This is a genomic window from Streptomyces sp. Ncost-T10-10d (assembly GCF_900091955.1).
Classification (GTDB): domain Bacteria; phylum Actinomycetota; class Actinomycetes; order Streptomycetales; family Streptomycetaceae; genus Streptomyces.
In genome coordinates, this window is record NZ_FMDF01000094.1 from 1 (window position 1) to 23,572 (window position 23,572).

The following is a 23,572-nucleotide window of genomic DNA, read 5'->3' on the forward strand; positions in this document are numbered from 1 at the left end:
GCATCCGGGGCCGCGTCCGGGGCCGCGTCCGAGACGCCGGACGGAAACCGCCTGGCACGCGACGCCGGCGCACGGTTCGGCGCCTTCCACCGCGGGCGCCGGTCCGCGGGCGGCACCGCCGGGCCGGATGTCCGGCCCGAGTCCGAGCCGCCGGCCGCCCCGTAGCCGCCGACCCCTTTCCCGTACGGCGCCCGGGGCGTCGGCGCCCACTTCCCGCTCGAGTTCCTGAGATTGGAGGAACGGGCCGGTGACCGGTCAATCGGCACCACCGTCCCATCACCCATCATGCAGACCACTGACAAAAGCCTCACCTGGCTCCTCCAGAGCCTCCTGGAGCGCACTCCCGGCACCCGGCACGCTCTGGCCCTGTCCCGGGACGGCCTGAAGCTCTGCTGGACCGAACACCTGACGCTCGACCAGGGCGACCAGCTGGCGGCGATCTGCTCCGGCATGCAGGCCCTGGCCCAAGGAGCGTCCGTGGAGTTCGGCGACGGCACCGGCGGCGTCCGGCAGTCCATGACCGAGTTCCACGGCGGCCTGCTCTTCATCGTGGAGGCCGGCGAGGGAGCCCATCTGGCCGTCCTCGCCGAGGAGGACGCCGACCCCGGCGTGGTGGGCCATCAGATGACGGACTTGGTGGAGCAGATCGGCGAGCACCTGCGCGCCGAGCCCCGAGAGCCCGTTCCGGGAAGTGCCGCGTCGTGATGCGCAAGCCCGTGGACACCGGTGACCCCGACCGGCTCTACACGGTCACGGCTGGCCGGAGCCGCGCCGACGACTCCTTCGACCTGGTCACCCTGATCGTCAGTGAGTGCCGGCCCACGGCGGGCATGCAGTCGGAGCACGCCCGGATCCTGGAGCTGTGCCAACACCCCACGGCTGTCGTCGAGATCGCCGCGGAGCTGAAACTGCCCATCACTGTGGTGCGAATCCTGCTCGGCGACCTGCTCGACATGGGCCGCATCACCGCCCGCCACCCGCGCGCGGCGCAGTCCGTCGCCTCGCTCCCCGACTCCGCCCTTCTCAAGGAGGTGCTCCATGGGCTCCGCAACCTCTGAGCTGCCCTCCCACCGCACGCCACTGGCCGACGCGGCGGAGACCGGCCTGAAGATCGTCATCGTGGGCGGTTTCGGTGTCGGCAAGACGACCCTGGTCCGCTCGGTGAGCGAGATCCGGCCGCTGAACACCGAGGAGGTGATGACGCAGGCCGGCGTCGGCGTCGACGAGACCAGTGCGGTCTCGACGAAGACGACCACGACGGTGGCGTTCGACTTCGGGCGGATCAGCCTCAACGAACGCATGGTGCTGTACCTCTTCGGCGCGCCGGGCCAGGAGCGCTTCTGGTTTCTGTGGGACAGGCTGTTCTCCGGGACGCTGGGTGCCGTGGTGCTCGTGGACACGCGCCGGATGAACGACTCCTGGTACGCGATAGACCGGCTGGAGCACCACAAGACGCCGTTCGCGGTGGCTGTCAATCGGTTCGACGACGACACCCACCGGTACTCCCTGGAGGAGATCCGCCAGGCGCTCGCGCTGCCCGAGCACGTGCCGATGCTCGACTGCGACGCGCGGGTCCGGCAGTCCGGCAAGGACGTGCTGGTCACCCTCGTGGACCACCTGTACGAACGGGCGATGGCCCAGGAGGCGACACCATGACCGACCCCTCTTCCGCGCAACCGGCTCCGCCGGGCTGCCCCGCCCACACCGACGCGGTGCGCCTGGCGGGGCTCGAGTACCAGCAGACGCCGTCGCAGCTGTACCGCGCGATGCGCCGCGAGCACGGCGCGGTCGCGCCGGTGCTGCTCGACGGGGACATCCCGGCCTGGCTGGTGCTCGGCTATTCCGAGGTTACGTACGTGACCAGCCACGACGAGCTGTTCGCGCGGGACTCCCGACGCTGGAACCAGTGGGAGAACATCCCGGCGGACTGGCCGCTGCTGCCGTACGTCGGCTACCAGCCGTCGGTGCTGTTCACCGAGGGCGACGAGCACCGGCGGCGGGCCGGAGTGATCACTCAGGCACTGGAGCGCGTCGATCAGTTCGAGCTGGCGCGCAACTGCCAGCTGATCGCCGACCGGCTCATCGCCGACTTCGCGGGCAGCGGGCAGGCGGAGCTGATGACCGGATACGCGCACGCCGTGCCGATGCGGGCCGTGGTGCAGATATGCGGGATGCCGACCTCGGGTGAGGACACCCAGCAGCTCGTCGAGGACCTGCGGATCTCACTGGACGCGGCGGAGGGCGACGACCCGGTGGCGGCGTACGGGCGCGTGGGCGAGCGGCTGCGGCAGCTGGTGAAGGACAAGCGGGAAAGACCCGGCCCGGACGTCACCTCGCGCATGCTGCTGGATCCAGCGGGACTGACGGACGAGGAGATCGTCCAGGACCTGATCTCGCTGATCGCCGCGGCGCAGCAGCCGACCGCGAACTGGATCTGCAACACACTGCGGCTGCTGCTGACGGACGAACGGTTCGCGGTGAACGTGTCAGGCGGCCGGCTCAGTGTGGGCGAGGCGCTCAACGAGGCGCTGTGGCTGGACACGCCGACGCAGAACTTCATCGGGCGCTGGGCCGTTCGGGACACCCAGCTGGGCGGGCGGCAGATCCGGGCGGGCGACTGCCTGGTGCTGGGACTCGCCGCAGCCAACACCGATCCGCAGATCTGGCCGGACGCGCACGTGGGCGCGGAAAACGCCGCGCACCTGTCGTTCAGCAACGGCGAACACCGCTGCCCCTATCCGGCACCGCTGCTGGCGGACGTGATGGCCCGGACGGCAGTCGAGACGCTGCTGGAGCGGCTGCCCGACCTGGTGCTGTCGGCGGAGCCGGAGACGTTGACCTGGCGTCCGTCGATCTGGATGCGGGGGCTGACCGCGCTGCCGGTGCAGTTCACGCCGGTGGTGCAGTAGGGCGGGCGCCCGGTCGCGCGGGCAGCCCGGCCCACCCGGTTGGTGCGGCAGCGCGGGCACATGAGCCCCTGGGCGGGGCCCATCACCTCGGCGGTGGTGCCGGCAAGACGGTCAGGCGGCCGTCACGGGCGTGAACCGCACCGGCAGGTGCTGCGGTCCGCGGGTGAAGACGCCTTCCTCGACCGGGTCGAAGCCGTCGGCGAGGCGTATGTCGGGCATGGCGTCCAGCAGCTGGCTGACGCCGATCTCGACCTCGGCCTTGGCGAGCAGCGCGCCGACGCAGAAGTGCCGGCCGAGCGCGAAGGCGAGGTGGTCGGCGGCGGCGGAGAAGGCGGTCGTGGTGGTCAAGTCGTCGCGGAAGATGTCGAAGCGGTCGGGGTCGCGGTAGCGGCTCTCGTCGCGGTTGGCGGCGCCTATCAGGCAGGTGACGGTGACGCCGGCGGGTATGGTGCCGCCGCTGAGCTTCACCTCGGTCGCGGACTGCCGCATGATCATGTGGACGGGCGGGGTGTACCGCAGGGTCTCGGCGAAGGCCCGCGGGATCAGGTCGCGGTTCGCGCGGACGGCGGCGAGCTGGTCGGGGTGGAGCAGCAGGTTCGCGAAGATGCTGGCGATCGCCTTGTCGGTGGTCTCGCCGCCGGCTGCGAGCAGCAGGCTGCAGAACGCCTTGATGTCCTCGTCGCTCATCCGCACACCGTCGACCTCGGCGGCGCACAGCGTGGACAGCAGGTCGTCGCCCAGGTTCTCGCGGCGTTCCCGGATGATCGGCAGCATGTACTCGGCGAACTCGACACGGGTCCGCTCGCCCGCCGCGGCCACCTCGGGGTCACACGAGAGGTTGCCGAGGAAGGCGATGACGGACGTGTACCAACGGTGGAAGCGCGCGTGGTCCGCCTTGTCGAGGCCCAGCATGTCGGCGATCACATTGACCGGGAAGCGGGTGGCGTAGTCGTTGACCAGGTCGGCGGAGCCGGAGTTCCGGAAGGCGTCGATCAGTTCGCGCGAGTTGCGCTCGATGACGGGGAGGAACTTCTCCTGGAGGTCGGCGCCGCGGAAGGCGGGAGCGACAAGGGCGCGGCGCACGGCGTGCTCACGGCCGCTGAGCTGGAGGATCGTCTTGCCGTGCACGGGCTCGATCTGCCAGTCGTAGTTGTCGGTGGTGAACTCGCCGTTCTTGTCCTTGAAGACGTGCTCGACGTCCTCGTAGCGCGAGATGATGTAACTCTGCGTGGCCTCGTGCCAGATGAGGGGCGCGGTGTCGCGCATCAGACGGTACGCCGGGTAGGGGTCCGCGGCGAACTCGGGCGAGAGGATGTCGGGCACCTGCTGCGCGGTGGACATGGGGCTCCCTCAAGGTCAGTGACTGGCGTACGACACAAGGTAATTGATCAATGGTCAACCGAGACAGCCCCCACAGCCTCCCCGGTTGCCCCACCAGCAACCGTTGGCTGAAAACCGCCACTTGAAGTTGGCCAAAGCGGCCATGCCGTCGTATCGGCCCATGCCTGCATGCCTGTTTGCCTCCACCTCGGAGGCGGCAGCCTCCGCCGTGGACAGCGGGGCTCAATCGCCAGATGCCGCCCGGCCTTCGCATAACGGCCGCGTCGGCTTCGGCGGGTGCGGTCGGGTGGGTGCGGGACGACTGGTCGGGGTCGATGACCAGCAGCGTGCCCAGACCTCGGTGGCCTCCGATCACTGCTTGGCCGTGCCAGCCCGGAACGTCCGGGCAGACGGCGTTTTCCTGGTCGTGACTCCTCCACCCCGTGAACGGGGTGGCTTCTCGCTATGCCTGGTTGGCGTCGCGACGGACCAGCCCGGCCCGTAGAACGTTGGTTGCTCCAACGACGTCGGCGTGTGCCTGGTGGCCGCATGAGACACAGTGAGCCTTTTCCAACCTCATACCTGTGCTGCTCCTCGGCTGCTGACGACTGCACGCACCAATCTGTAGCGAGGTCATGACCAGCAGATCCGCAGTCGGTCCCGGCGGCCCAGACGCTTTGCCGCATGGTCAGCGGCGCTGACATCCGGGTTAGAAAGGGCTCAGCGCTCCGGCAGCTCCCATGAAGCGAACCAGTGGGGGAACGGTCCGGCGGAGGGCGGGAACGCGAACGGCGAGGTGCGGTCGGTGAGCAGGCGCAGCACGAATTCGCCGGTTCCGCAGTCGAAGCGCTGCCACTCACCGCCCAGGTACTGCACCAGAACCGGCCAGTCGTCGGGATCGGCCGGTCCGGTCAGCCAGTGGAAGGTCAGCTCCTGCTCGGAGGTCCCCCATTGGAGCACGCCGCCAGGCGCGGGGTGGACCGGGTATGGCCGGTACAGGTCGGCGTACCGTTCCATGTCCTGGCCCCAGGAGACCAGATCCATGCCCAGCGCACCCGGCACCAGCAGGTCCAGGTACTCGTCGAAACTGCCCGCGCCGAAGGCGTCGACAATGTCCTTGTAGTCACCGGGCAGCGCGGTGCACAGCGCTGCCTCCGTCGCGGCCCAGTCGACGCCGCACCGATCGGGTTTCGTCCACCCGGTGGCCTCCCGCAGCAACGCCACCCATCCGACACCGGGCGGGCGGGTGAACGCGCGCCGGGCGAGGATCACGACGCGACGCGGGCCATCGGGGGTGGCCATCACGCCGTATCCGAACCAGTGCCCGGCCAGCACCCACCCGCGCAGCTCCAGCAGCCCGCTCTCCCCGCCGATGGGAAGCCCACCCTCCCCGCCCACCGGCGGACCGTCGTGCACCCCTGCCGCCGTACCCCCCACGACCCACGCACGTACGGGCAGACTCGCCCCGTCGATCACGTCCGCAGCGACGCGCTCCAGCGCGGCCAGATCCTCCGCGTCACTGGGCACACAGACATGCCCTGCCCCATGAGTGGGCAGCGGGCAGTGCAATTCGGGCGCGCGCCAGGCGTCGTTCAGACGGGCGCGCAGAGCGGAGGCGTCCATGCGGCCAAGTGAACAGCACGGCACTGACATTGAGCCTCTTCAACCTGCATCAGCAGTACGCTGTTGGGCTGACAACAGGGTGAAGCCCCTGGTAGATAAGTTTTCGACCAAGATCACCAGTCTGCCAGGAACTTACGCGTGCTTGTTTACCCGTCCGGTATCGATCTCTCCAGCCGCACTCTGCAGCACCTATCCGGTCTCCTCGCCGGCCACCGAAGTCGGATCGGCTCCCGGTGGCGGCGCCTGACCTGTGGCCGGCAGGCCGTGCTCGTCCTGGCCCACCTGCGCTGCGGCGACACCTACGCCCGCCTCGCAGCAGGCTTCCGCGTTGGGATCGCGACGGTCCACCGGTACATACGCGAGGCCGTCGACCTCCTGGCCGCTCTCGCGCCCACGCTGGAACAGGCCATGACGACGGTGCGGAAGAAGGCGTACGTGATCCCCGACGGCACCGTGCTGCCAATCGACCGCATCGCCGCCGACAGGCCGTACTACTCGGGGAAGAAGAAGCACCACGGGATGAACGTGCAGGTCCTCACGGATCCAGCCGGCCGTCTGATCTGGGCCTCGGACGTGCTACCCGGAGCCGTGCACGATCTGACCGCGGCCCGGACCCACGGCATTCCCGCCGCTCTCGCCGCTGATGACGTCAAGTGCTGGGCTGACAAGGCGTATCAGGGTGCAGGCCCAGCTGTCCGCGTCCCGTTCCGGGGCAAGAACCTGCGCGGCTGGCGTCGTCGTCACAATCGCGATCACGCCAAGATCCGCAGTCTCGGCGAACGCGCCATGGCCACCCTCAAATGCTGGCGCCTCCTGAGGAAGCTCCGCTGCAGCACTACCCGGATCACCGCCGTCGTCCGTGCCGTCGTCGCACTCGAACTCGCCACCTGATCAAGATGGAAAAGGCTCACTGTCGAACGGCAGACCAGGGCAGTACACGAGCTCAGCCGGATGACGTTCCCGGAGCAGGACGCGTCCAACGTCGCCGTGAAGCCGCCGCTGGTACAAGTACAACCCGAACGGCGCAGACGCCATCGCCGTCGCGACGAAGGCCGCCGACGCCGCCCGGGAGCGCACCGCTGAGTATCTGCTGACGACGCGCCTGGAGCAACTGCGTGAGCAGGCCGCCGCCCGGACCGAGACCGCCGCGCCGTGAACGGACCGGCTGTCCGAGCTGGCCGTGCGCCCGCTGGACGGCGAGGTGGCCGGGCGGTGATCGCATGACCGAGCTGAGCGGGGCCGACCTCGCGCGCCAGGCCCGGGTCGTGGCCCGGGAGGCGGCGAAGAAGAACGGAGCCACCCACAAGGAGAAACCAAAGCGACGCACCGGCAAGGTCGTACGCCGTGACGGCCGCGAGTCGCTCGGACTCGGCAGCGCGATCAGCATGATGATGACCGAGCGCGGCATGGTCGCCCCGGTCGCCGGCGGCAGCGTCCTCGCTCTTCTCTGCACCATGCGGACAGATGATCTACTCGGTGTGCAGCACCGAGGCGATGGTCATCCGGGCCGCCGACCGGGCCGGGACCAGGGCGCCGAGGACTGCGATCGCCACACCCGCCAGGAGCATCGAGGCCAGCTGCGGTGCGTGCCACACGTCCTTCATGTACTCGGGGAAGTCGACCACCCCGACGTTGTCCACGACGATGCGGTGCGCCACGATCCCGAGCGGGATGCCGAGCAGCCCGCCGACCGCGCCCAGCCCGGCGACCGAGGTCACCGTCATCACCACCACCTGCCGGGGGGTCATCCCGATCGACTTGAGCATGCCCAGGTCCCGGCGCCGTTCACGGGTGTTCAGCAGGACGGTGTTGAAGACACCGAGCGATGCGACGAGGGTAAGCAGCACCGTGAACACCGTAGAGAAGGTGACGACGGTGGCGGTGCCGGCGTTCCCCGAGTCCAGCACCGACGCGCGCAGGCCCGGGTCAATTGCCTCGACCGCCTCGGCGTAGGCGCGCGCGTCGGCGCCGGGGGCGAGCCGCACCGTGTACTCGGTGGCGTGGGCGTCCGGCGCGAGTGGGGTGAGGGCCTGCCAAGTGGCCTCCAGGGCCCGGGCGTTGCCCTCAATGAGCTGACCCACGACGGTCGCGGTGATCTTCCTGCCGTTCAGCTCCAGCGTGACTCGGTCACTGATCTTCAGCCCGCGCTGGCTCAGGAACGCCGGCCCGGCCACGATCTCGCCCGCCGTGGCTGGCGCCCGGCCCTTGACGATGGTGTGGTCGTACAAGGAATCGTCGCCGCGGTAGAAGTCGGCGAAGACGGGCTGGGTCTGCCCGGCCATGTTCACCTGGGACAGCGCGCGGGCCCGTACCCCCTCCGCACCCGGCAGAGACCGCAGCCGTTTCTCGATCTGCAGGTCATCGAGCCGGGGCGGGGTCCGGTCGTTGCCCGACCCCCCGGTCGTCACGTGGACCCTGGCGCCTCCGTCCTCCCGCCCGACCTTGCCGTACGCCACCATGGTGCTGGTCAGTCCGGTCGACAGGGTCACTGTGGTGACCCCGAGGACGATGGCCGCCATGGTCAGCAGGGTGCGGCTGGGGCGGGCGAATGGCTGGCCGAGGCCCAGACTGACCGGGCGCGGCAGCCGGGTGGCGCCGAGTATCCGCTGGACGCGCAGCCCGCGCCCGGCCTGCGGCGCGCCGCCCGCGCTGATCGCCCGTGCGGCGGGCAGCCGGTGGGCGCGCAGGGCGGGGACCAGCGCGGCCAGCAGGACGAGGGCGGGCATGCCCACGAGGCAGGCCACGGACACCCACGGGCTGATGTCGCCGACCGAGGCCCGGCCCACGTCGATGCCGGTGAACGCGACCTTCAGGATCGGCCCGGCCAGCGCGTTGCCGGCCAGTGTTCCCAGCACGCAGCCCACCACCGCCGGCACGGAGAGCATCGTCAGGTAGACGGCGACGACCTGGTTCGGGGTGAAGCCCAGGGCCTTGAGCACCCCGATGTGCCGGTATCCCGAGACGACCGCCCCGCTGACCACGTTGCCGACGATCAGGGTGGAGACGAGCAGGCCGAGGATGCCGAAGAGCGTCATGAACGGGAGGTAGGAGTCGGCCAGCGCGGAGAAGGCCTGCTTGAGGGTGAGGTAGGTCTGTGCGCCGGTCAGCGACTCCTTGGGCAGTCCCGTGGTGGCCCGTGCCAGCGAGGCGCTCAGCTGGTCCTCCGTGGAGGAGTCCGTGAAGCGGTACAGCATTTGGGCGGAGGTCGGGTGCAGTGCGGCCATCTGCTCGGGCGAGACCCAGGCGCTCGCCGACTTGCTCATGCTGGTGGCGAATCCGACGACGGTCAGCGTCGCTCCGCCGGGGGTCTCCAGCTTGGTGCCGAGGGGCGCGGTGCCGGGGGAGCCCTGGGGGGGCCAGTTGACGACGATCTCGCCGGGTGCGGTGGCCCAGTGGCCCTCAAGGAGTTCGATCCGGTCTACGGGGCCTGCTGGATCGGCCCGGCCCACCACGGTGAGGGTGCCGCCCGCCATCCAGAGCCAGTCCTTGGGGATGCCGACGACGGCCTGCCCGAACGGTCCGGCTGCGGTTTCCACCCCGGGCTGCCGGGCGGTCCGCGCCAACTGCTCCTGCGAGACCTTCGTGGTGTCGAAGGTCGCCACCGTATGGGCACCGCGCTGTGCGGCGTAGGCCTTGTCGAAGGGGCCCGAGGCGGCGCTCAGCAGCGCCAGCGCGAGCAGGACGGTCGTGGTGGAGCAGAGCACGACGAGCCCGATGACGAAGGTCTGGAGCCGGCGGCGCTTCACGGCCGCGCGCGAGGCTCTCCATACGGCGCTCACGCGGTCGCCTCCAGCGTGCTCTCGCGGGCGACCCGGCCGTCGGCGACTTCGATCAGCCGGCTGGCGCAGCGGGTGGCCAGCTGCGGGTCGTGGGTGACGATCAACAGGGTCTGGCCGATCTGGTTGAGGTCGATCAGCAGATCCATCACCTGTTCGCCCGACCGGCTGTCGAGGGCGCCGGTAGGCTCGTCGGCAAGCAGCAGTGCCGGGCGGTTCATCAACGCCCGTGCGACGGCGACCCGTTGGCGCTCGCCGCCGCTGAGCGTCGCCGGATAGTTGTTCCGGCGCTCGGCGACACCGAGTTCGTCCAGGAGCTCCAGGGCACGGTGGCGCGCCTGCCGGGCCGGGGTGCCGGTCAGCTGCGCGGCCAGCGCCACATTGTCCAGCACGGGCAGATCGTCGATGAGGTTGAAGAACTGGAAGATCATGCCGACGTTCCGCCGCCGGAACAGCGCCAAGCCGGTCTCGTTCAGTTTCCCGAGGTCATGACCATGCACCTCGACTGTGCCCGAGGTCGGCCGGTCCAGGCCGGCCACCATGTTGAGCAAGGTGGACTTGCCGCAGCCGGAGGGGCCCATCACGGCAACCGCGTCCCCCGCCCTGATCTCCAGCGACAGGCCGTCCAGGGCCTTCGCGTCGCCGTACTCCTTGTGCACGCCGTCCAGCCGCACCACCACTTGCCGGGCACCGTCGTGATCAGTTGTCATGGCTCGAACCTAGGACGGAGTCCGCGGACGGGGCGTCGCCCCCGGGATGTATCCGTCCGGGCAGGTCATCCCAGGGATGTATGGAGCTGCATCCGGGGGCTGATGTGGGGCGCGTCATGCAGCTGCGAAGATGATCCGGTGTGGGGATCCGGGACGATCTGGCTGGTCATCGCCCTGGCGGCGGCAGTTGGCGCCGCCGGGTGTCTATGCGTGGCGGTGGTCCGGGCGCGGCGGCTGTACCAGGCGGCCATCGAGGAGCGCGGCTGGCTGCTGGAGCGGGAGCGCGAGAGCGCGACGCGGACCGCGGTCGACGCCGAGCGGGCCAGGATCGCCACCGAGCTCCACGACATCGTCAGCCACAACGTGAGCCTCATGGTGGTCCAGGCCGGGGCCGCCCGCGAGGTGCTGGCAACGATGCCGGACGAGGCTGCGGCTGCCTTGAGCGCCGTCGAGACCGCCGGGCGGAACACGATGACCGAGCTGCGACACCTGCTCGGCCTGCTGGCACCCGCGCAGAACGGCGAGGACGAGCCCTACGGTGTGGACCTGTCACCGCAGCCGAGCTTGAGCCGACTCAGCCCGCTGATCGACCGGATCGCCTTTGCCGGCCTGCCCGTGGAGATGCGGATCTCGGGTGAGCCGCGCCCGCTGCCGACCGGGATCGATGTCACCGCCTACCGGATCATCCAGGAGGCCCTGACCAATGCCCTCAAACACGGGGACGGGGCGAAAGCCGAGGTGATGGTGCGATACGCGGACCACTACCTGCGAGTCGAGGTGCTGAACAGCGGACCGAGCATCCTGTCGGACAGCCGACCCGCGCGGAGAGAGCCGGTCCCGGGCCAGGCGGACGGAACGGGACGCGGGCTGCTCGGCCTGCGGGAGCGGGTCGCCCTCTACGGCGGCGACCTGGACGCCCGCCGCCGCCTCGGCGGCGGCTACCGCGTCCGCGCCCGGATCCCGCTGGACCGGCCATGACGACGCACACCGAATCCGCCCCTCGCGTCGTGATCGCCGACGACCAGGAGCTGGTCCGCACCGGCTTCCGCCTGATCCTGACCGCCCGCGGCATCGACGTGGTGGGCGAAGCCGGCGACGGAGCCGAGGCCGTGGCCACTGTGCGGAGGCTGCGGCCCGACGTCGTACTGATGGACATCCGGATGCCCGCCATGGACGGCCTGGAAGCCGCCCGCCGCATACTCGCGCAGGCCCCGGACTGCCGGGTGATCATGCTGACCACCTTCGACCTCGACCACTACGTCTACGCCGCCCTCGCCGCCGGAGCCAGCGGATTCCTGCTCAAGGACGTCACCCCGGCCCATCTGGCCGCCGCCGTACGCCTGGTCGATACCGGTGACGCCCTACTCGCACCCTCGATCACCCGCCGCCTGGTGGAGCGCTTCGCCCCCAGCGCCCCCAGAACCGGTTCGGGCCTCGCAACCCCGGCCGTCCACCGAGACCTGGCCGCACTGACGCCGCGCGAGCGCGAGGTGCTGACGCTCATGGGCCGGGGTCTTTCCAATACGGAACTGGCACAGAAACTGACGCTCAGCGAGGCGACAGTGAAGACCCACGTGGCCCGGATCTTCGCCAAACTGACCCTGCGCGACCGGGCCCAGGCCGTCGTCCTCGCCTACGAGACAGGCCTCGTCTCACCGGGCGAGTCCGCTGACACCGCCAACCCCTGCTGATGGCCGGCAATTTCGGAGCCAGGCATGCTCGACGCCGGCCCTCCTGTACCAGATGTGAAAAAACCAGTTCAGCCTGGCGCTGATCACTCTGGTGTGACCTGAGGCTTCTGGTGAGGGACTACGGGAAGGCCGAGGGAGACCGGGCCGCTTCGCGCGATACGGCGGGCCTGCTCGCGCTTGCCCCGTAGGAAGGTGAGCGTGAGGTCGCGCCCTTCGATCTCGCCTCGCCAGTCTTCCTGGACAGCCCGTTGGCGGCGTGCAATCAGGTCTTCCTCCAGTTCGTCGAGGCGGGGGGCCATCTTCGGGTTGATGCTCAACATGGGGCAGCGGATGCAGGCGTGCTCATGAGCGCACGGAGTGTCGTAAGGAGGGGTTCCGGTTCCCGGCGGAGGTCATCTCCCACGCGGTGTGGCTGTACCACCGCTTCCCGCTCTCCTTCCGCGAAGTCGAGGGGCTGCTTCTGGCCCGCGGGATCACCGTCTCCCATGAGGCGATCCGCCGGTGGTGCGACCGGTTCGGCCCCCGGTACGCGGCTGCCCTGCGCCGCCGCCGGCCTCAGGCCGGCGACAAGTGGCACCTGGACGAGGTGTTCCTGAAGATCAACGGGGTGCGGCACTACCCGTGGCGGGCCGTGGACCAGGACGGCACTGTCCTCGACACCCTGCTGCAGTCCAAGCGGGACGCGAAGGCCGCAAAGCGGTTCATGGCCAAGCTGATGAAAAAGCAGCGGAGGACACCCAGGGTGCTGGTCACCGACAAGCTCCGCTCCTACGGCGTCGCCCACAGAGAGTTGATGTCCTCGGTCGATCACCGTTCCCACAAGAGCCTCAACAACCGTGCGGAGAACTCCCATCAGCCGACGAGGCAGCGCGAACGCGCGATGAAGGGCTTCCGCGCAGTCGGCAGAACCCAGAGGTTCCTGTCCGCGTTCAGTCAGATCTCACCGCACTTCCGGCCTCGCCGCCACCGGATGACCGCCACCGCCCTCAGCCAGATCTCGCCCCACTTCCGACCCCGCCGACATCTGATGGCCGCGTCCGAGTACCGCGCCGAGATGACCACCTGCTTCACCGTCTGGAACCAGGTCACCGGCACCGCCGACCTGCCCGCGGCAGCCTGACCATCAGGCCTCCACCCGGCCCCACCACGCCCTCAACACCCCCGCCCCGAACAAGTTGACAACGCCCTCGTGCGGGTGCGGCTATACCGGCCAACGAGCCAATGGTTCGTTTGTGGAGTAGTGGTCGGGGCAGAGGTGAACCAGCGACTGGGCGATACCCGGTTCCCATGCTGTACTCAGCTTTGAGGCGATCGGAGAGTGAGTGACCAGATGATCGAGCGTTCCCACCGCTCGGTGGCAGCGAGCCCGCCGTCCTGTGCCGATCCCGTCTTCGCCGAGGCGATGGATGCACGCCTGTGGAGGTGAGCGCGTGAGTTCTGAGGGGTTTCAGCACGTCAAAGTCGGTGACATCGATATTGCCTACGTTGAGTCCGGCCAGGGTGAGCCGCTGGTTCTGTTGCATGGCGGGGAGAGCCATAAGGGGCAGTTTGATGCCTTCCGCCCCCTGTTAGGCGCTGGAATCCTGGCCATCAGCTTCGACCAGCGTGACACCGGCGACACACTCAACGGGCCCGAGCCGTACGACATCGTTCGGCAAGCTGCTGACTGCGCCGACTTCCTTGCCGCGCTGGGATTTGAGCGCGCGCATGTTATGGGAGTATCGTACGGCGGAGCGATCGCCATGCACCTGGCGATCCACTACCCCCAGCGGGTCGCGTCTCTCATACTGTCAGGCGCCACCCCGAGCTGGACCATGACCGAGAGCCTTGGTGACCGCATCGTCGCCATGAGGCCGGACACGCGGGCGCAGTTCGTGCTGGACCTGCTCCTCACACCCGAGGGGCAGGCGAACGACCCGCAGCTCGTCGCCGACACCGAGCGCGCCCTGCGGGGGCGTTCCGTAGACGCCGACGCACGCCGCATGACAGCGATTCAGAACCACGACTGCACTGCCCGGCTGCATGAAATCACGGCTCCTACTCTCGTGCTGCATGGCGCGGAGGACCCCATCGTCCGCGCTCAGGTCGCCGAACTCATGGCATCGGAGATCCCTGGCGCACGTCTGGTGATCCTGCCGCGTACTCGGCACGGCATCACCTTCGAGGCCCGTGAGCAGGCCGCACGCCTGGCGCGCGACTTCGTGCTGAGCCATGCCGTGGGTACAGTCAGCACCGGAAACGGAGGCTGACAGAAGCGGTCACTGCGCGGTCGGACGTCGTTGCGCTTGGCGGAAGCCGAGTTGGCGCTGTATCGGCCTAGCGCGGCCTCCCGACGTGCCTCACGGAGCACGGACCACTCGGCTAAGGGGCGGATGACCCGGCGGCGGGCCGCCCGCAGGTGAGCCCCCAACCGTCACGGTTGTCGCCGAAGCGCGCACACGCCGTCCCTGGGCGGCACGCGAGCGGCTGACCGAGAAAGTGCCCCGCCCGCGACCGATCGGCGTCAGTCGCGGGCGGGAGATCAGGGCCTGCGCTGCGGGTATGTTTGCGGCTGGGCCGAGACGGGCAGGGCGCATGGACGCTTGTGCACGTAGATCGTGATGCCGGGGCCCGACGCTCCGGGCACGTCGTACGGCTTCAACTCCTCGCGGGTCACGGGCTGGTGGCAGCGGTCGCACATCATCGGCGGGCCCCCCTCCACGCACGGGTGAGGCGGACCGCGGTCGGGCAGGCCGCGCACCCGTAGGTGTGGCGCACCAGGACTCGGTACGCATCGTCGCCGCGCGGGTGGCTGGGTGGCACCGCGAGGGACGCGACGAAGGCCAGCGCCCCGCACGCCCTGGCGGTGACGGACACGATCGACGCGTCCCGCCAGTCACCACCCCTGCCCACGAAGCCGGTCGCCCGCCGCACCACCCGCCCCGCCCCTCAGCGGGGTCCTGCCGGTCCGCCCGCGAGGGCCGCTTCACGCCGTAACGGCGCTGGTGGTCGGCGACGAACTGGAAGCGGTTCAGGAGCCGTCAGTAATTTACTGACGGATCCTCACCAGCGCGTCTCCCCGGCGAAATACTTCGCCGCTTTGCGCAGGATCTCGCGTTCCTCCTCCAGCTCGCGAACCTTCTTCCGCAAGGCTGCGTTCTCAGCCCCCAGCGGGGCCGGCGGCTGGGACGGTTCCTGAGCTCGGCGTCCCCGGGGGCGGCTTGCTCCGGCCGCCCGAACCCAGTTCCGCAGGGTCTCCGGGTTGATCCCCAGATCGGCGGCGACCGACCTGATCGTCGCTTCGGGCCGCGACTCGTACAGCGCGACCGCGTCCGCCTTGAACTGCGGCGGGTAGTTCTTCATGACCACGAGATGTCCGTTCTCAGATCCTCAGGATCCAGTGTCTCGTGTGTCCAACATCAGGGGTCAAGGCCCGAACGAGGTTGGCCCTCAGGCTGGGACATGATGCCGTTCCCCAAGCCGGATTCCGTTCAAGTGATCGCCTGAAGACCCAACCATTTTCGCCGGTTCGCATTCATTGATCCAGAAATCATCTCATTTGGGTCGGTCAGTAGCCTGAACCAGTGACGATGGTGGAGCACATGGTGCCGGACGAGTTATGGGAGCTCTTCCAGCGGGTTGTGCTACCTGCTCCGACGCGGCCGCAGAGCGTCGGCCGACGGTGGCATGGCGACTGTGAGACGCGGGAGAGAACCGGCCCCGGATTCCGGGGCCCATCCGGCACTCAGTCGCTGGGAGAGCCGGGGGGTTCCGGCTCGGTGTGAAGGTGCTGGGTCAGTTCGTCGCCGGCCTCCGCGGAGAGGGGACCGGTGACATCGATTCCGAGGTGTCTGGCGAGATCTGCGGCATAGAGGTCGGCGGCGGTCTCGCGGAGGAGGGAGTCCGTGTCGACGCATGAGCGCACCCGGTGCCAGGAGGTGGCAGCGATGGCAGCGCCGAGCAAAGCAGCGGGCCACCACCAGAACGCGAGCAGCGAGTAGAGCACGGCCCAGCCGCCCAGTGCACAGGCGCGGGACAAGGCCTGCCGAGCCTCCGTGATCTCGAGGCGCGCGGTCTCGGGCATGAACAGCCACAGGTGCGGCCAGACCGTGGGCAGGTGGAGCCGCCGGTCGCGAGCCAGCCGCACGGTCGCCGCGTGGGCTCGGTCTCCGCTCCAGGTCGGCCGGTTCGGCGCCTCCAGGGCGATACGGACACGGGCACGGTACGCGGCGAGGCGCTGTCGGGTGGCTTCCGCCGATGCGCTGCCCTCGTTCTCGGCCAGGTCCCGCAGACGGTGGTAGGCGCCGTGTGCGTCCTCCCATCGCCGCCGCCGAACGCGAATCCGCCATTCGGCGACTTGGTGGAACGGGGCTGGCCAGGACCGCCATGCTGCGGCAAGCGAGATGCGCTCGACCACCGATCCGAGGGCCTGGGCAGCCAATCCGGCTGCGGCAGAGCCCAGCAGCACGCCCGCAACGAGGACCATCTGCTTTCCCGTCTGCGTCGCGGCGGGGGCTCCGGCCCAGGAGCTGATCTGTTCGACGAGCCGCTCGACGTCCAGGGCTCGCCGGTGGCCGAGGGTGCGGGCCGCCGCGGCGGTACCCAGGTAGAGGGCACCAGGCAGCACGAGGAGGGTGGCCCAGCGCTCGGCCAGTTTCTTGCCCAGTTCGGTCAACACGTTGCCCACCGCTAGAGAGACTTCGGCGACATGCCCGTCCCGGAGATGGAACAGCGGCGGGCGGCGGGCGGCTGCGGCCAGCGGAGACGGGCGGAGCACAGGTTCAGCGGGCAGCGGTAGACCAGCTCCAGCGGCCCTCCGTCGGCGCCAGGAAGTTCCAGGCCCCGGGTTCCATGCTGCAGGACGCCCAGCACGTCCCCGGCTTGGACCAGCGCGGCGTCGAGCTCTTGCAGGGGCGTGCGGATGTCCTGATGAGCCACGACCGCGGCCAGCAGGCGCTCCACCGCGCTGTCGTCGCCGTACGCCTCCACACAGGTCTCGCGGATGTCGTCCAGGTCCTGGCAGACACGAGCCAGACCGTCCGCTTCCTGCCGGGTCACGTCCATACCCGCCCCCCTCGAATACAGCAGCACTACCCAATATCTTCAAGTACCTTTCCATAGAAGCAAGTTGGTGCGCAGCCATCTTCTTGGATGCGGGAGGGCGCATGACGAGAGCGGACGAGAACCGGGCGGCGGTGGAGTCCCGCCTGAACCGTGCCCGAGCCGAGCAGAACCTATCCCTGGTGCTGGAGCCGGAGGCCCTCTCGGAGGCGCTCGGGCTGACCGCCGCCCTCCATGACAGTGACGACGTGTTGGGACACTTCGCGCTGGGTTGGCTGTACTGGCTTCGCAGCTCGCTGCTCCCCGAGCCCCAGAGCCGCCATGAGCGGGCTGCAGCCGTCCAGGCGTTCGTAGCCTGCTTCCTCGCAGGTCTTGACGGCATTCCCGAACCCCTGATGCCGACGGTCGCGGAGCATGCGGTTCCCGCCGCCGAGCGGCTGCTGGAGCAAGCCGCGGGCCACGGCTCTCCCCAGGCAACACAGGCCTCAGTGGAACTGTGGCAGCGCATCCTGGAGTCCGCCCCGACCGACAGTTCCGACCGCGCCCGTTACCGGGCGGAGCTGAACACGGCACTGGGCCTCGACTACGAACTGTCCGGCTCCAGGGACAAGTTCGACGAGACCGTCCAGATCATGCGCGGGCAGTCCGCTGCCGAGATGCTCAGCAGACTGGAGACCCTGCCGCCCGGACCGGAGCGAAGTAGCCTCCTGGCCGAGCTCCGCCACATGTTCCTGGCAATGTACGAGCAGTCGGGCGATCAGAACCATCTGGAGGTCGCCGTGGAACTCGCACAGGCCGCCCTGCGGACGAGCGACGAGAGCGCACCCGGCCATGCCGACCATCTCGCGGGCGTCGGCAGCGCCCTCTGGGCGCGCTACCAGCGCTGGCGGGATCCGGCAGACCTGGACCACGCGATCGACCTCATCCGACGGGCCTCGCGCCTGGGAACCGAGGAGGGCTACGCAAGGGCGTCGCTCCTCAGCAACCTCGGCACGCTCCTGCGCGCACGCTACGAGCTGCGGGGAGTCCCCGACGACCTCGACGCGAGCATCGCACGCCAGCTCGATGCCCTCGTCGCTCTCCCCGACGGGCACCTGTTCCGCGGCGGCTTCCTGCACAACCTCGCTATGGCGTACGCGATCCGATCCCGCCGTAGCGGCCACTCGGCGGACCTGGACCTGGCCCTGCAGTACGGACGGCAGGCCCTCGCGTTCCCGCTGCCGACGGGCCTCAGACCCGAGGTCCTCTCCGCACAGGCCACATCCCTGACGACCCACTTCAAACGAACCGGTGACGCCGCGAGCCTGGATGAAGCCATCGGCTTCGGATGGGAGGCAGTGGCCGACACCCGGATCGGCACGCCCGCTCGGGCAACCGCCCACACCACCCTCGGGATCGCTCTTCTGCTCCGGTTCGAACATCTGGGCACATCAACCGATCTCGACACTGCCCTCGGCATCCTCCGTGAGGCTGCGGGTGCCACGCCGGACCCACGCCTGCGGACCGATGTCCTCACCTCCCTCGGTAACGGCCTTATGCTCCGGTTCCGGCGACGGGGAAACCCCGAGGACCTGGACGAGGCGATCTTTGCGGCGGGCACGGCACTCGCGGACGCGCTCCACGACCCCCGGCTGGGGATGTTCCTCCTCAACTACGGAAACGCACTGCTGCAGCGCTATCTGATATCCCGCGATCGGGCCGACCTGGCCAACGCCACCAATGCCCTGCAGGGCGCAAACGCCCTCGGCTCGAACACTTCCGGCCAGCAAGCCCGCATCCTGGGAACACTCTGCGACGCCCTGACACTGCAGTACGACCTTGAACACCGACGCCGAGTACGGAACGAGGCCATCCGAGCAGGCACCAAGGCCGTAAGGCTCACTCCGGGGGACGACCCCGACCGCGCCCGCCGCCTGTTGGGCCTAGGCCAAGCCCTGGTACGGCACGGCTCGACCGGTCGCGTCTCCGCGATCGAGGCGTTCGCGGAAGCGGCTGATGCGGCCTCGTCACCGCCGTCCGACCGCATCCTCGGCGCGCAGAACGCGGCCGTGCTGCTCGGTTCCGACAGGTCCGGCCGCGCCGCCGATCTTCTGGAGGCGGCTGTGCGCCTGCTGCCGCAGGTGTCGCCTCGCCGACTCGACCGTACCGACCAGCAATACGCGCTGGGCCAGTTCGCCGGTCTGGGCGCCGACGCCGCTGCCAGCGCGTTGAAGGATCCCCGCATCGCCCGGAAGGAGAGCGGGGTGCGAGCGGCCCGGCTGCTGGAGGCCGGCCGGGGCGTGCTCCTCAGCCACGCGCTGGAAGTTCGCAGCGACCTCACCGCCCTGAGGGAGGTACGGCCCGATCTCGCCGAAACGTTCGTACAGCTCCGCGACCGACTCGACGCTCTCGACCAGCACGTGACCGGGAACGGGGACGGCCCTGTTCCACAGGTCACCGGAGCCGCACAGACCAGGCGCAACCAGGCGGACTCCGAGTTCACGGAGACCCTGGCCCGGATCAGGGCGCTCGACGGGTTCGCGTCCTTCTGCCGACTTCCCTCGGCGCAGGAACTGATCGCGGAATCCGCCCAGGGCCCCCTGGTGGTACTGAACGTCACAGAGACCCGTGGAGACGCGCTGCTGCTGACGCCCTCAGGTGTGACCGTGGTCGAGCTGCCCATGGTCTCCCGGAGCCAGGTCGCCGACCAGGTCGCTGCCTGCTACGAAGCCCTGCGTGCTGCGAGCGACCCGCGCCAAGGCTCCCGGAAGCGGCGAGCGGCGCAGCGGGAGATGCACGGCGTGCTGGAGTGGATCTGGGACGCCGTCGCCGAACCCGTACTCCAGACCCTCGGCCTGCGCTCCGCCACCGACTACGGGAAGGGCTGGCCTAGGCTGTGGTGGATTCCGGGCGGGCTGATGAGCTTGCTCCCGCTCCATGCTGCCGGACACCATCACGATCCGGCAGGTGATCCCCTGCGCCGCACGGTCATGGACCGGGTCGTGTCCTCCTACAGCCCCACCGTGCGGGCTCTGCGCCATGCCCGTCGGGCCGCCGGACCGTCGGCCCCCGTGCCCCTCCGGCCGTTGCTCGTGGCCGCCCCTGAGCCTCCCGGGTCCGGAGCCCGGCTTCCCCACGTTCTGGAAGAGGTCGCCAAGGTCCGAGCTCTGCTGCCCGACGCGCGCCTGCTGGTCTCAAACGGCCCCTCCGGGGCAGGAGCAGCGCCGCTCGACCGCCCTGTCAAGACCAACGTCCTCGCCCATCTGCCGCACAGCTCCATTGTGCACTTCGCCTGCCACGGCACCACGGACACCACCGACCCCTCGCAGAGCCGACTCCTGCTCGACGACCACAGCGTCGACGCTCTCACCGTCGCGAGCCTGGCCCGGATGGACCTGGACAACGCCCGGCTCGTCTACCTCTCGGCGTGCAGCACCGCCCTGTCCGCCCGCACGGACCTGCTCGACGAGACGGTCCACCTCGCATCGGCCTGCCAACTCGCGGGGTTCCGCCACGTTGTCGGCACTCTCTGGGAGATCAGTGATGCCCACGCCCCGGATATGGCCGAACGCTTCTACAGCCACCTGCGGCACAACGGGGTCCTGGACGCCGACCGGGCCGCGACGGCCCTGCACTCAGCCGTCCGGGAGACCAGAGACCAATTCCCCTTGGCACCCACTCTCTGGGCGGCCCATCTGCACGTGGGCGCCTGACAGCACTCCTGACGACTACACCTACCACCAAGCCATCACCGCCGCGGCGCCCTCGACACCGAGCGCTGCCGCGCCTCCCGCAACACGGCCGAGACCGAGCCCACCGCAGTACCGTCCTGACGGATGTCGCATCGACCACAGAACGGGAACCCGGATGCGCGGCCCCTGCGAGACGGCGTAGGAGACTCCGGAGCCCCAACGGATCCCAGGGCCAGGGCGGACAGCTCCTGACCGCCGTCGGCACGGGGTCGACCACCGCCTGGAGCGAGGAGCCCCCGTTCTGAAGATCTACCTGGCGCAACCCGAAGGCCGGTCGGCCCGCCGAGTTGACCGCGTCACAAGGGGGCCAGCCCCTGAGCGGGCTGTTGTTGGGCGGTGTGACGGGCTTCGAGGTAGGGGTCCAGTCGGTTGCCGCTCGGCGTCGCCACTGCTCGGCGGTGACAGCGTGGAGTCCGAGCAGTGGTGTGAGGACGGCCGGCGGCAGGTCCTCGGCGAGCTGAACCAGTGCGGTGGTGCGGGCTGGCCGGACGGGGATGTGGTGGGCGGCCAGGCGCCGGCCCAGGCTGAGGTTCCCCCGCTGTGCGGGAGGTGCTGATCCGCCTGTGCAGTGACCTCGAAGCAGCGGTTGTCGGCCCGCCGCCAGGGCGAGAGCGCCCAGGAACTCGCCCAGCACCTGAACCTCAGTTCAGAGCGCCTCCGCAGGAAGCTCACCTACGACATCATCGACCGTCGGCTCGCAGAACGAGTCCGCCCCGTAGCCGCGCTTCCCACAACGCACGGGGCCGCGGATGCCTCACCCGCCGGCCGGGACCTCCGCTCCTCACGACAGCGCCTGGCCGCCGCGCTGTCGTTCATCCAACGTCGCAGCGGCCTCACCCAGAACCATCTCGCCACACAACTCGATGTCTCCTCCTCCTACATCTCACGCCTGCTCTCCGGCGAGCGCCCAGCCTCCTGGAGCCATGTCAAGCAGCTCACCGAGCAGTGCGCCGTGTCACCCACCATCCTCCGCCCTCTGTGGGAGACCGCCATGGGCTGCGTCGCTCCCACCTCCCTCCAGCTGGACAACGCCGTCGCCTACTTCCGCACCTATCTCCGGGCACTTCACCTGTCCTGCGCCGACCCGGGAGGCGAGACTTTGCGCGACTCCAGTGGCGGACTCCTGACCCTCCCGGACATCAAGCGCGCCTTCGACGGCCCCGGCGTACCGGAGTGGACCGTGGTCCGGCCCCTCTCGCTCGCGCTGATGAGCCGTCCCACCGGCATCCGTCCCCTGTGGCGGGCCGCATACGCGACCAACGAGGCGAAGGAGTCGTCGGCCTCCGCGGAAGCCTTCGGCTGATCCTCAACCCGCACCGGAAGGAAAGACCATGAAGGGTTCCCGCGCGGCTGCTTCCGTTGTCGTGCTGTCCGCCGCGTTCCGTGCCTTCTACGACCTGCGCCACGCCAGCTATCTCGCCTACACGGCAGCCCGTCTACCCGCAGACGAGGTCCCGGTGGCCGTGTCCCACACCTTTGGCCTCGTCGCTGCCAACTGGACCACCGCTGTGGCCAGACCTAGCCCAGCGGCCTACGCGTGGAATCTTCATACCTCTTACGTCGTCGGCCGCACGGGCACCCGTACCAACCAGAAAGGCGATGTTGCCCTCATGCACGACGACCTCCACCTCCCCGTTGATCGCATCGCTACCCTGACCGGCAAAGAGACTGCGACCGTCACGGCCCTCCTGAGCGCCGCCCACCGCTGACCAACTCGGAGCGAACCCCGCACAGATCGACCAGTTCGGCTTCCAGCCGCGGCGGGGCGAGCGGGGAGCGCCCGTGATGTCCGAGGCGGGGATTCGAGGCTCCATCGCGCTCGCACCCGCCGTGCGCGGCATCACCATCGCGGCTCTCGCCACCGCCCTGCCCGTCCGCCGCGCCCGGCGCCGCCGGCCGAGCCAACTGCCGCTACAACTGGGACCGCAACCAGACCATGGCCAAGGGCATGGTCGGCTCGAAGGTGAAACAGATCCAGTGGCTGCTGAACAACAACTACGACTACACGCTCACCGTCGACGGCAACTTCGGGGGCAGCACCGACACCGCCGTACGTGCCGTCCAACGCTGTAGCGGCCTCAAGGCCGACGGCCAGGTCGGGCCCCAGACCTGGAAATACCTCGACACCCCCATGGCCGGCTGCGGGCACTGAAGCCCGCGGGGAGTTAGCGGCGGAGTGCCGAACCGACCGCGTCAGGACGATGCGGTCGCCGACAGGGGTTCGGGGATCGCGGCCCACGCCTTCACCTCTTCCCGGCCCGAGGGCCGCCTGCGGCCGCTGCGCGACCCGGCTGCCGTGGACGACGAAGCTGGCGGCGGGTAGTTCCGGGTCGACCCGCCGCCAGCCACGTGGTGCTCAGTCCCAGGCGCAAGCGTCGGTCCGCAGGCTCATGCAGCCGAGGCCCTGACGCCCCCCTTGCCCCAGTAGTCCGGGGTCTTCGTCTTCTTCTGAGACTGGTTGTGCTGCTCGGTACGCGTCGTGGTCGTGGTGGTGGTCTTCTTCTGGGCCCTGAGCTTGTGGGTGCGTTCGGTGACGCAGGTGTCGTATCCGCCGCATTCGGTGCGGGCCTGCTGGTAGAGCGGGTCCGCGTTGGACCTGTGCGCCTTCTTCGTCGACTGGGCGATCGCCTTCGCGTTCTGCTTGCGCAGCTTGTGGGTGCGTTCGGTGACGCAGGTGTCGTATCCGCCGCATTCGGTGCGGGCCTGCTGGTAGAGCGGGTCCGCGTTGGACCTTGAGGTTCCCCCGAGATGCGGGGATGGGTGACAGAGGGG

At 69.4% G+C, this 23,572-nt stretch carries 23 protein-coding genes; 14 read left to right on the forward strand and 9 right to left on the reverse strand.

Annotated elements, in window-relative coordinates; genetic code table 11:
- The first annotated feature begins 285 nt into the window (after positions 1–285).
- The 4 genes from GA0115254_RS14255 to GA0115254_RS14270 are packed head-to-tail and all read left to right on the forward strand — an operon-like array spanning position 286 to position 2,909.
- Entirely contained in the window at positions 286–705 is a 420-nt protein-coding gene (locus GA0115254_RS14255; protein ID WP_093895664.1) for a roadblock/LC7 domain-containing protein, read from the forward strand.
- Positions 702–1,058 carry a DUF742 domain-containing protein gene (locus GA0115254_RS14260; RefSeq protein WP_093895642.1) on the forward strand — a complete coding sequence of 119 codons (357 nt, stop codon included), beginning with the start codon at positions 702–704 and terminating at the stop codon, positions 1,056–1,058. Before GA0115254_RS14255 ends, GA0115254_RS14260 begins: the two co-directional genes overlap by 4 nt.
- Positions 1,039–1,656, forward strand: coding sequence for a GTP-binding protein (locus tag GA0115254_RS14265; protein ID WP_093895643.1), 618 nt, complete (start codon positions 1,039–1,041; stop codon positions 1,654–1,656). Before GA0115254_RS14260 ends, GA0115254_RS14265 begins: the two co-directional genes overlap by 20 nt.
- Positions 1,653–2,909 carry a cytochrome P450 gene (locus tag GA0115254_RS14270; protein ID WP_093895644.1) on the forward strand — a complete coding sequence of 419 codons (1,257 nt, stop codon included), beginning with the start codon at positions 1,653–1,655 and terminating at the stop codon, positions 2,907–2,909. Before GA0115254_RS14265 ends, GA0115254_RS14270 begins: the two co-directional genes overlap by 4 nt.
- A 111-nt stretch (positions 2,910–3,020) precedes the next feature.
- On the opposite strand, the gene GA0115254_RS14275 is transcribed toward GA0115254_RS14270, so the two are convergent.
- Together GA0115254_RS14275 and GA0115254_RS14280 are read right to left on the reverse strand one after the other, a co-directional pair.
- Complete coding sequence (locus GA0115254_RS14275) at positions 3,021–4,250, reverse strand: cytochrome P450 (protein ID WP_093895645.1); 1,230 nt, start codon at positions 4,248–4,250, stop codon at positions 3,021–3,023.
- 699 nt (positions 4,251–4,949) lie between these two features.
- Positions 4,950–5,852 (reverse strand): hypothetical protein, encoded by a 903-nt coding sequence (locus tag GA0115254_RS14280; RefSeq protein WP_093895646.1) that lies wholly within the window; start codon positions 5,850–5,852, stop codon positions 4,950–4,952.
- A 138-nt stretch (positions 5,853–5,990) separates the two neighbouring features.
- Between GA0115254_RS14280 and GA0115254_RS14285 the strand changes: the two genes are divergently transcribed.
- On the forward strand, positions 5,991–6,743 hold the full coding sequence (locus GA0115254_RS14285) for a transposase family protein (RefSeq protein ID WP_093895647.1): 753 nt from the start codon (positions 5,991–5,993) through the stop codon (positions 6,741–6,743).
- Between the two features lie 578 nt (positions 6,744–7,321).
- Here GA0115254_RS14285 and GA0115254_RS14295 read toward each other — a convergent pair.
- On the reverse strand, positions 7,322–9,631 hold the full coding sequence (locus GA0115254_RS14295; RefSeq protein ID WP_093895648.1) for an FtsX-like permease family protein: 2,310 nt from the start codon (positions 9,629–9,631) through the stop codon (positions 7,322–7,324).
- On the reverse strand, positions 9,628–10,338 hold the full coding sequence (locus GA0115254_RS14300) for an ABC transporter ATP-binding protein (RefSeq protein ID WP_093895649.1): 711 nt from the start codon (positions 10,336–10,338) through the stop codon (positions 9,628–9,630). Before GA0115254_RS14300 ends, GA0115254_RS14295 begins: the two co-directional genes overlap by 4 nt.
- Before the next feature lie 138 nt (positions 10,339–10,476).
- Between GA0115254_RS14300 and GA0115254_RS14305 the strand changes: the two genes are divergently transcribed.
- Together GA0115254_RS14305 and GA0115254_RS14310 are read left to right on the forward strand one after the other, a co-directional pair.
- Positions 10,477–11,316: a sensor histidine kinase gene (locus GA0115254_RS14305; RefSeq protein WP_256102574.1), complete on the forward strand. Its 840-nt coding sequence runs from the start codon at positions 10,477–10,479 to the stop codon at positions 11,314–11,316.
- Entirely contained in the window at positions 11,313–12,029 is a 717-nt protein-coding gene (locus GA0115254_RS14310; RefSeq protein WP_093895651.1) for a response regulator, read from the forward strand. Before GA0115254_RS14305 ends, GA0115254_RS14310 begins: the two co-directional genes overlap by 4 nt.
- Before the next feature lie 83 nt (positions 12,030–12,112).
- On the opposite strand, the gene GA0115254_RS14315 is transcribed toward GA0115254_RS14310, so the two are convergent.
- Positions 12,113–12,349, reverse strand: coding sequence for a recombinase (locus tag GA0115254_RS14315; RefSeq protein ID WP_093895652.1), 237 nt, complete (start codon positions 12,347–12,349; stop codon positions 12,113–12,115).
- Positions 12,350–12,423: 74 nt separating this feature from the next.
- Here GA0115254_RS14315 and GA0115254_RS14320 point away from each other — a divergent pair, with 74 nt between their 5' ends.
- A complete protein-coding gene (locus GA0115254_RS14320) occupies positions 12,424–13,149 on the forward strand; it encodes an IS6 family transposase (RefSeq protein ID WP_093895653.1) in 726 nt (241 codons plus the stop codon).
- A 310-nt stretch (positions 13,150–13,459) separates the two neighbouring features.
- The gene (locus GA0115254_RS14325; protein ID WP_176740120.1) at positions 13,460–14,278 is read left to right on the forward strand and encodes an alpha/beta fold hydrolase; all 819 of its coding nucleotides are present in this window, start codon (positions 13,460–13,462) and stop codon (positions 14,276–14,278) included.
- Between the two features lie 793 nt (positions 14,279–15,071).
- Here the strand turns inward: GA0115254_RS14325 and GA0115254_RS14335 are convergent.
- The 3 genes from GA0115254_RS14335 to GA0115254_RS14350 form a co-directional block, all read right to left on the reverse strand.
- On the reverse strand, positions 15,072–15,371 hold the full coding sequence (locus tag GA0115254_RS14335) for a transposase (RefSeq protein ID WP_218105542.1): 300 nt from the start codon (positions 15,369–15,371) through the stop codon (positions 15,072–15,074).
- A 382-nt stretch (positions 15,372–15,753) separates the two neighbouring features.
- Positions 15,754–16,686: a hypothetical protein gene (locus GA0115254_RS14345; protein WP_141720824.1), complete on the reverse strand. Its 933-nt coding sequence runs from the start codon at positions 16,684–16,686 to the stop codon at positions 15,754–15,756.
- An 11-nt stretch (positions 16,687–16,697) separates the two neighbouring features.
- A complete protein-coding gene (locus tag GA0115254_RS14350; protein ID WP_141720825.1) occupies positions 16,698–17,072 on the reverse strand; it encodes a hypothetical protein in 375 nt (124 codons plus the stop codon).
- A 101-nt stretch (positions 17,073–17,173) separates the two neighbouring features.
- On the opposite strand from GA0115254_RS14350, the gene GA0115254_RS14355 reads away from it, so the two are divergent.
- The 5 genes from GA0115254_RS14355 (at position 17,174) to GA0115254_RS44460 (ending at position 23,123) form a co-directional block, all read left to right on the forward strand.
- Positions 17,174–20,761: a CHAT domain-containing protein gene (locus tag GA0115254_RS14355; protein WP_093895660.1), complete on the forward strand. Its 3,588-nt coding sequence runs from the start codon at positions 17,174–17,176 to the stop codon at positions 20,759–20,761.
- A 607-nt stretch (positions 20,762–21,368) separates the two neighbouring features.
- Positions 21,369–22,103 carry a helix-turn-helix domain-containing protein gene (locus tag GA0115254_RS14360; RefSeq protein WP_093895661.1) on the forward strand — a complete coding sequence of 245 codons (735 nt, stop codon included), beginning with the start codon at positions 21,369–21,371 and terminating at the stop codon, positions 22,101–22,103.
- A gap of 28 nt (positions 22,104–22,131) precedes the next feature.
- Positions 22,132–22,509 carry a hypothetical protein gene (locus GA0115254_RS14365; RefSeq protein WP_093895662.1) on the forward strand — a complete coding sequence of 126 codons (378 nt, stop codon included), beginning with the start codon at positions 22,132–22,134 and terminating at the stop codon, positions 22,507–22,509.
- Positions 22,510–22,736: 227 nt separating this feature from the next.
- The gene (locus GA0115254_RS14370) at positions 22,737–22,952 is read left to right on the forward strand and encodes a peptidoglycan-binding domain-containing protein (protein ID WP_093895663.1); all 216 of its coding nucleotides are present in this window, start codon (positions 22,737–22,739) and stop codon (positions 22,950–22,952) included.
- Positions 22,953–22,976: 24 nt separating this feature from the next.
- Positions 22,977–23,123 carry a hypothetical protein gene (locus GA0115254_RS44460; protein ID WP_176740121.1) on the forward strand — a complete coding sequence of 49 codons (147 nt, stop codon included), beginning with the start codon at positions 22,977–22,979 and terminating at the stop codon, positions 23,121–23,123.
- Positions 23,124–23,188: 65 nt separating this feature from the next.
- On the opposite strand, the gene GA0115254_RS44465 is transcribed toward GA0115254_RS44460, so the two are convergent.
- Positions 23,189–23,572, reverse strand: a 384-nt coding sequence (locus GA0115254_RS44465) for a hypothetical protein (protein ID WP_176740122.1), incomplete at its 5' end; no start/stop codon positions are given.

What these genes read in the sequence shown, in the direction of transcription:
- GA0115254_RS14255 (WP_093895664.1), top strand. Translation starts at nt 286, where the DNA reads ATGCAGACCACTGACAAAAGCCTCACCTGGCTCCTCCAGAGCCTCCTG.
- GA0115254_RS14265 (WP_093895643.1), top strand. Translation starts at nt 1,039, where the DNA reads ATGGGCTCCGCAACCTCTGAGCTGCCCTCCCACCGCACGCCACTGGCC.
- GA0115254_RS14270 (WP_093895644.1), top strand. Translation starts at nt 1,653, where the DNA reads ATGACCGACCCCTCTTCCGCGCAACCGGCTCCGCCGGGCTGCCCCGCC.
- GA0115254_RS14275 (WP_093895645.1), bottom strand. Translation starts at nt 4,250, where the DNA reads ATGTCCACCGCGCAGCAGGTGCCCGACATCCTCTCGCCCGAGTTCGCC.
- GA0115254_RS14280 (WP_093895646.1), bottom strand. Translation starts at nt 5,852, where the DNA reads ATGGACGCCTCCGCTCTGCGCGCCCGTCTGAACGACGCCTGGCGCGCG.
- GA0115254_RS14300 (WP_093895649.1), bottom strand. Translation starts at nt 10,338, where the DNA reads ATGACAACTGATCACGACGGTGCCCGGCAAGTGGTGGTGCGGCTGGAC.
- GA0115254_RS14310 (WP_093895651.1), top strand. Translation starts at nt 11,313, where the DNA reads ATGACGACGCACACCGAATCCGCCCCTCGCGTCGTGATCGCCGACGAC.
- GA0115254_RS14315 (WP_093895652.1), bottom strand. Translation starts at nt 12,349, where the DNA reads ATGTTGAGCATCAACCCGAAGATGGCCCCCCGCCTCGACGAACTGGAG.
- GA0115254_RS14335 (WP_218105542.1), bottom strand. Translation starts at nt 15,371, where the DNA reads ATGAAGAACTACCCGCCGCAGTTCAAGGCGGACGCGGTCGCGCTGTAC.
- GA0115254_RS14350 (WP_141720825.1), bottom strand. Translation starts at nt 17,072, where the DNA reads ATGGACGTGACCCGGCAGGAAGCGGACGGTCTGGCTCGTGTCTGCCAG.
- GA0115254_RS14355 (WP_093895660.1), top strand. Translation starts at nt 17,174, where the DNA reads ATGACGAGAGCGGACGAGAACCGGGCGGCGGTGGAGTCCCGCCTGAAC.
- GA0115254_RS14365 (WP_093895662.1), top strand. Translation starts at nt 22,132, where the DNA reads ATGAAGGGTTCCCGCGCGGCTGCTTCCGTTGTCGTGCTGTCCGCCGCG.
- GA0115254_RS14370 (WP_093895663.1), top strand. Translation starts at nt 22,737, where the DNA reads ATGGCCAAGGGCATGGTCGGCTCGAAGGTGAAACAGATCCAGTGGCTG.